We start from the raw sequence: 6255 nt of genomic DNA, 5'->3' as shown, positions 1-6255 counted from the left end.
ATCGTGCACACTAGCTAATTTAGGATGATTACATTTACGTCAAGGAGCTTAACTACACAGAGGCTTTGATTGTTTTCGGAGATGTCTAATGACAAGCTCCGCTGCATATTTCCCAACTTGCAACTTGTGGAAGTAGGAGAAACCAATGGTTAGCGCTGTTCAAATTCCACTCTTTGACACCGCCGCGGCTGAAGTGGGAAGCCTTTATAAAGCCGGTGATTACGTGATGCTGCGAAGGAAGCCGGCGGTCGCTGCATGGGTGAAGCGGGGCGAAGTTTACAAAGTTAACAAGGTTCACCCGATCGACGGCTCGCTGCAATTTTGGAACCCCTTTACAAACCAGTGGGACTTCCTCTATCCCGACGAAGTTAAGCTCGCCCCCGCGCCGCCTGTTATTGAAGATACACCACCCCCCAGCAACCATGATTCTGTAACTAGCGTAGAGGTTGCCGTTACAGAATTAACACTCCCGCCCGGTAACGATGATTCTGTAACTAGCGTAGAGGTTGCCGTTACAGAATTAACACTCCCGCCCGGTAACGATGACTATTTGCCATTCGATCCAATATCTATTTATCGGCCACGCGGGACGGCTCCAGAAGATTCTAAAAAGTATTACCGACTGTCTTACAGAGATGGCGGCCGCGTAAGACACCAACACATCAGGGGCGGCAACACCGACTCGCCGATCGCTCAGGCAAAAGTGCAGGAAGTGCGATCGCTCTTGGCGGCCGGTGTATCGCCTGCAAAAATTGCCGCTATGCTGCGGACTTCTGGCGGCGTTAAAAAAACCTTTTTAAGCTAATCTCAACACGTCCCGTACTGGGAATTAAAATCGCGCTTTCTGGATTGATTTGAAGGTCGCGCAAGTCTTGACTGAACCGACCCGCCCGAAGATTGATAAAAAATCCAGATAAATTGTGAACTTCCAACGGAACCCTTACCCCTTGATCCGCTACGCTCGCAGGCTGCCACCAACAAGGCCCCAAAAGACCCGCGCACACGCTTTGCTGCCAAGGTGAAACAACATCAACATTGAAACTGATGCCGACCACTATCGCTGAAGGCGACCCCTGCACGCCAAAAGGGAATCCAGGAAAAGTCCCCAGCGACGACCAAGTATTGGCAGAGTAGTTTAACGGCCCTGCAATCGACTTAGAAGCAAGCCCCGCCCGGTATTCGTACCGAGCATCGCCTTCGGATTGCAATAAATACTGAGCGTGTGGATCTGCCGAGGCAATGTGCGCTGCAATTGCCGCTGCCGTTTCGGCATCTCGGGCAATGCTTGCCGGGATGTCTGCATCGGCGATCACTGCGAGCGGGTTTAAGTTTGTCAGCTTGCCCATAACTAAGAGGCAATAGTGCTTTCCGCTACCATTATGCTAGAAGTTCCGCTCGCTGTAATTACGCTGACCACCCCCGTATATCGCGAACTCGCTAAGTCTTGCTCAAATAAATATCCGGGCGGAATTGGATGCTTGTAAAGTGTTGCAGAAACAGTCGCATTTTCGCGCACAAAAACGGTCTGAGTTCCTGCGTTGTAAATTGAATAACTGCCGCGCAAAGGATTAGCCGCGAGTGCTACCGTCACGGTCGCAGCCGCACTGACTGCGGTTACTGTATCTGAATTTCTAATGTCTTCAGCTACATTCACGGCGACACTAGAAGGATTTAAATTGACAAGTCCCATAGTTTAAAAATTAGCAATTGCGTTTCTTAGTTGGTCGTCAGTGACATCGATATACCTAATCAACGAAGTTAAGCTCCTGTGTCCGCTCAATTTTTGAATTAGTTTAATATCGTACCCTTGGTTATTTAATCGAGTGATAAAACCGCGCCTGGCTGAATAAAGCGAGAATCCTTGATTGTCTAAACCCGCTTTTTTGACCGCTCGCCTAAAAGCTTTATCCATAGCTTGACGGCTTAAATGGCGATCGGATTTATAGAGGGAAGGAAATAAAAATCCCGTCTCCGGCGGCGCGTAAGACATCAGCATCAATTTGAGTTCGTCGTGTGTGAAAACCTCGCGGGTCTGCTTGTCCTTGCGGATAGATGCGGGATAAAGTATCGATTCGCGCGGTTGACGGCGCAAAACATCACTGTAAACGTGTTTTACATCTAGGCTCAATATTGCTTCCGGTCTTTCGCCAGTATACCAAGCGAAATTTAAAAACAACTTATGGCAATCTGTTACAAAAAGGTTGCTGATTTGGTTAAACGTTCTTTGGCAAAGCGGGGTAGCTTGTCCGATACCTGCAATTTTCACAGTTGCTGATTCCGTGTAAATACTGTCTTAATAGCAACCTTTTAGTTGCTCCTTTTACTCTAGCGCGCACAACCGTTGTTGTCACGTTGTTTTTGAAATCGAAACGGTTGCTGATTTGTCTATTTCAGCAACTTCTTAAGTTTTTACTAGCAGAACTTAGACTAATAAATTCTTACTTAAACTGGGAAAGTAAGATTCTATTTTAAATACTTATGGCGGGTCATACTTCTGGCGCGGGAAGTTCTGTTTCTGGAACCAGCTATTCCGACCCGCAGGGTGCGGCGAGCAAAGAGCGATATGTATACGGAGTTTTGGCGCTACTGGAACAAGAGGAAAATAACTTAACAAAAATTGTAGAAAGAACAGACAAAATAACTATTACCGCCAACCTTTCAACAAAAACTGCAAGCATTGACTTGATTTTAAACGTGGTGGCAACCAACGCAACAAACGGCAGCACAAGTTATACAGCAAGCCATTACCTTACCGGCTCTACATTTACCAGCGGCACGGGCGGCGACAGCAGCGCTCCAAACTTGGCACAAGCAGCAATGGAAGGGGTAGTGGCTCTCAAGTTGCTCGAACTCGACCCAACCAGAAGGCTCAATCCCAGCTCCGACAAGACCGTAATCACCCGCTGTACCCACACCTTGGCGGCGAGCGGCGGAAGCAACGCCACGTTTAGCGCTTTGCTCGAATTTCCGATCGAAGTAATCAGCTTGCCCGGTGGCGGCAGCGTAATCGAAGGAAAGGTGTTTCTAACCTGATGGCAGAAAATCAATTAGAAAATACAAAAACTTTTCGGCGCAGCATTACAGCAACCGATGGCACTGGAATTGTTGAGATTTTAAACTGTGCCGATGCGTTTGCAGAATACGACGTTTTATCAAATTCTTACTACGTGGGCAAAAGCTTTTATTTAGAAGCTTTTAGCGGCGCAATTTACTTACCTTCATATCAGCAAGCGCCTTACCCCGACATCTTTCCAGAGATGTCGGCGGCGGAAAAAATCGCCGCGATGCTGCAAATTGAAGAAAATTATCCGTTTGTAGGATTGAGGTTTCACGCCAAAAAAGGGAACGGCGCATGGTCTACTTTAGCAACGGCGCGGTTGCAAAACAAGGGAAGAGAAACAACAATCCCTTTTGTAATACCTTATTTAACAATTAACCAGTTAAAACTATTAAGCCCCGACGATCGCCTCGGCGTTTCTATTATTAATTACGGGCACGGCGTACTCGGCAGCGGCGATTATATAAATTTTGAGGGCGATTATCGATTCAATTTAGATCTGATTGCAAAACCGCAAGTCAGAACAATCGGCGCGGGCTTGCCTTACGGAATCGATATCCCCACTGGAGCTCCAACGCGCTTCCGAACGGCTAATGCAAACCGGGCCATCCTGTATGCCACGAACACGGGGAATGTGCCGATTTGGATTGCCGGCAATTCCAGCGTTGCGATCGGCACGGGGATTTATCTAGCCCCTAACGGCGGCGGTAACCTGACCGAGAAAACGCTGACCGGAGAGCTTTGGGCGATCGCAGAAAACAACAGCTCGCGGATATGCGGGTTAGAGGCTAGCTATGTCTAGGGTGAGTTCTAAGTCTTCGCTGTCGCCGAGCGCTACCAGGGGGTCAAGCGCGATCGACCTCGGCAAAGATAGCGGCGTCGATATGGGGCGGAAAACTACGCCGTCCGTAACGTCGGGCGGCATCGGCATCACCCAAGAGGTTGCCAACATAGGCGGAATGACTGTCACCGGCGGCGTCAGCGTGGAAGTTTCGCCGATCCGCCTCGACATCAGTGGCAACCCAAATTTTGAAGACCCTTCAAAAAGCACAATTGGAATCGCCGGTGGCGCGGAAATACCCGGTGGGATTCTGGGAGTTAGCGGCGGGATAACCATCAATACCAGCACCGGAGAAATAGAACAAGTTTCGATTGGCGGCGAAATTGCGGGTGTCGGCGCTGAAGTTTCTGTGTCAAAAGATGGCTCTGTAGGTGTTGGAATTTCCCTACAAATTCCGTTTACTCCGATCGAAATTAGTTTTGGTCTTGGTTTTCCGAACAAGCCCAAAAAACCTAATTCTGAGGAAATGCCACAAACTTCTAGACCAGGCGTAGGCAGCAGAATCAAAGAAATTCCCCTAGCAATTTTTGATAACGATTGCTTGTATTATGTGGTCTATTTTCAACACGGACAAGCAACAAAACTTGCTTACAGCCAACCATTTTTAAAAACGGGCGAGCATCCTTATTTTAAAAAAGGTATTTGGGTAGATCAAGGAGAGCTTGTTTCCCAAGAGAATCTACCTGCCGACCATTACTCGCCCGGATTTATTGAATGGCACGATTTCCCCACAAGAGGCGACCGGGCGGGATACAAAATAAATGACATCAATGGATTTGCGCAATTGGTAGGGTTTGGTTCTTCTTCTCCTGGAGAAGTTAATGGAAATACTGCTATTTCTTATCAGAACGGTGCTAGCGGATATCTTTACAATTACGGGGCGAGCATAAGAGACTGGATTGCAACTTGGGTGATTCCTGGTACGGCTTGGGAATTTTCAATCATTAAAGTATCCTGCCGCAATACATCACCAGATACGCCGCCCGAGCACCTTACCCCTATCAGTCAGATTCCGCCGCCTTCTCCTTCTCCTACTCCTTTCCCAAACCCACCACCGAGGAAGGAGAAAATGGACGCTTGCTGTCAAGAAAACCTCAAATTTTTAAGAGCGATATATACAAAATTAGGGCTTGCCAAATTTCCCGGGCAACTGCCTGCAACTATTATTCAAGAAGTGCCAAAGGAAGGAGAAGAACCCGCAGAACCGCCGCAGGTGCCGATTCCAGATTTGGTTAGCTTGATTGATTGGGTATTCAAGCGCGATGACGAGCGCTGGGGGCAGTGGGAGATACAAATCGATATTAAGGACGCAGATATCACAAAAGAAGGCGATCAGAAAAAGTCTCTAAAATTCCCCAACTTAGCAGAATCGATTGCCGAACTTGAAGGACAAATCTTGAGTTTGATGACAAACGTAGATGCGCTGGTAGCTATGCAAGTCCGATGCCTGACAGAATCCGGTATGGCTCGGCAAGAAGCTATTAAAGGTTACCTGGCATCAAAAGCCATCATTAAATATATGGCATTCAAAAGCACGGAAATTGATGTCGCCGTGCCGATGACATTTACGCCTGGTGCCGAATCTATTAGCGCTTTGATTGAAGAATCGGAAGGACATATCAAAGGCACCGACTACGAAGAAAAAGAAACTTTTCGAGATGTTTGTCTCGACTTATTACAGGCAGCAGCAATCATTCGGGCGGTGCACTGGCAAAAAATAGATTCTAAAAACGATACAAAATCCCAGCTTTTGAGTATTTTAAAAGGTACTGTTGATTTAGCCGCTTCAATTACGAAGCCTCAAAATCCAAACGGAGAAAACGGCGACGGCAAAACGTTCGACCCCGACAAAAACTTCGAGGACTTCATTGACGAAACCGAAAACGGGTTTAGGAATACTACGGGCATAACTGACATACAAAGCCCTTACGGACGCTCGCCCGACCGCCGCCCGCGCATTCGAGAAATCGGCGACAACCTTTCACAAGCCGGGGGGGATAACTAATGGCAACAGCAGCACCTCAACCAAAAATTGGAATGATTTTGCGCGAACTCGCATCGCGTAAAATTCGCAGCAGCAGCACGGGGGGAAATTTAATCCGCACTTGGTCGTCGAGCGCGCTCACAACATCGCAAGGCAGCGGTGGGTTTCTAGAAACAATTATTAACGGCGCGCTGCGGTTTGGAAATTTCTTGATTTCCGGCGTTGTGAGTTTAATCTCTTTCAGCTTTACAAAGCTGTGGAGCTGGATAGTAAGCGCAACTGTAATTGCTCAACTAGGGGAAAAAAGGGAGCCATGAATAGAGAGGGCTTGTTGAATAGCTTGATAAGCAGTTAAGCCCTGCCTTTTACCCG

8 protein-coding genes are annotated in these 6255 nt (G+C 47.7%); 5 read left to right on the top strand and 3 right to left on the bottom strand.

The window, feature by feature from the left end:
* Positions 1-145: 145 nt before the first annotated feature.
* Positions 146-805, top strand: a complete 660-nt coding sequence (locus tag E5S67_RS30565) for a hypothetical protein (RefSeq protein ID WP_172193032.1) — start codon at positions 146-148, stop codon at positions 803-805.
* On the opposite strand, the gene E5S67_RS30560 is transcribed toward E5S67_RS30565, so the two are convergent.
* From E5S67_RS30560 to E5S67_RS30550, 3 genes are read right to left on the bottom strand one after another with little or no spacing between them, the layout of a single operon-like run.
* Positions 783-1346 (bottom strand): hypothetical protein, encoded by a 564-nt coding sequence (locus E5S67_RS30560; RefSeq protein WP_172193030.1) that lies wholly within the window; start codon positions 1344-1346, stop codon positions 783-785. The two genes, E5S67_RS30565 and E5S67_RS30560, sit on opposite strands and share 23 nt — an antisense overlap.
* Before the next feature lie 2 nt (positions 1347-1348).
* Complete coding sequence (locus tag E5S67_RS30555; RefSeq protein WP_172193028.1) at positions 1349-1690, bottom strand: hypothetical protein; 342 nt, start codon at positions 1688-1690, stop codon at positions 1349-1351.
* 3 nt (positions 1691-1693) lie between these two features.
* Positions 1694-2266, bottom strand: coding sequence for a tyrosine-type recombinase/integrase (locus E5S67_RS30550; protein ID WP_172193026.1), 573 nt, complete (start codon positions 2264-2266; stop codon positions 1694-1696).
* 212 nt (positions 2267-2478) lie between these two features.
* Between E5S67_RS30550 and E5S67_RS30545 the strand changes: the two genes are divergently transcribed.
* Genes E5S67_RS30545 through E5S67_RS30530 form a run of 4 tightly spaced genes read left to right on the top strand, consistent with a single transcriptional unit; the run spans position 2479 to position 6200 of the window.
* On the top strand, positions 2479-3033 hold the full coding sequence (locus E5S67_RS30545; RefSeq protein WP_172193024.1) for a hypothetical protein: 555 nt from the start codon (positions 2479-2481) through the stop codon (positions 3031-3033).
* Positions 3033-3860, top strand: coding sequence for a hypothetical protein (locus E5S67_RS30540; protein ID WP_172193022.1), 828 nt, complete (start codon positions 3033-3035; stop codon positions 3858-3860). Before E5S67_RS30545 ends, E5S67_RS30540 begins: the two co-directional genes overlap by 1 nt.
* On the top strand, positions 3853-5904 hold the full coding sequence (locus E5S67_RS30535; protein ID WP_172193021.1) for a hypothetical protein: 2052 nt from the start codon (positions 3853-3855) through the stop codon (positions 5902-5904). The genes E5S67_RS30540 and E5S67_RS30535 overlap by 8 nt, the downstream gene beginning before the upstream one ends.
* Positions 5904-6200, top strand: a complete 297-nt coding sequence (locus E5S67_RS30530; RefSeq protein WP_172193020.1) for a hypothetical protein — start codon at positions 5904-5906, stop codon at positions 6198-6200. Before E5S67_RS30535 ends, E5S67_RS30530 begins: the two co-directional genes overlap by 1 nt.
* Positions 6201-6255: the final 55 nt, after the last annotated feature.

Origin of the sequence: Microcoleus asticus IPMA8, assembly GCF_013179805.1 — a bacterium.
GTDB classification, from domain to species: domain Bacteria; phylum Cyanobacteriota; class Cyanobacteriia; order Cyanobacteriales; family Microcoleaceae; genus Microcoleus; species Microcoleus asticus.
Note: the sequence above shows the minus strand (reverse complement) of the source record. Positions and strands in the feature narration are given on the sequence as shown.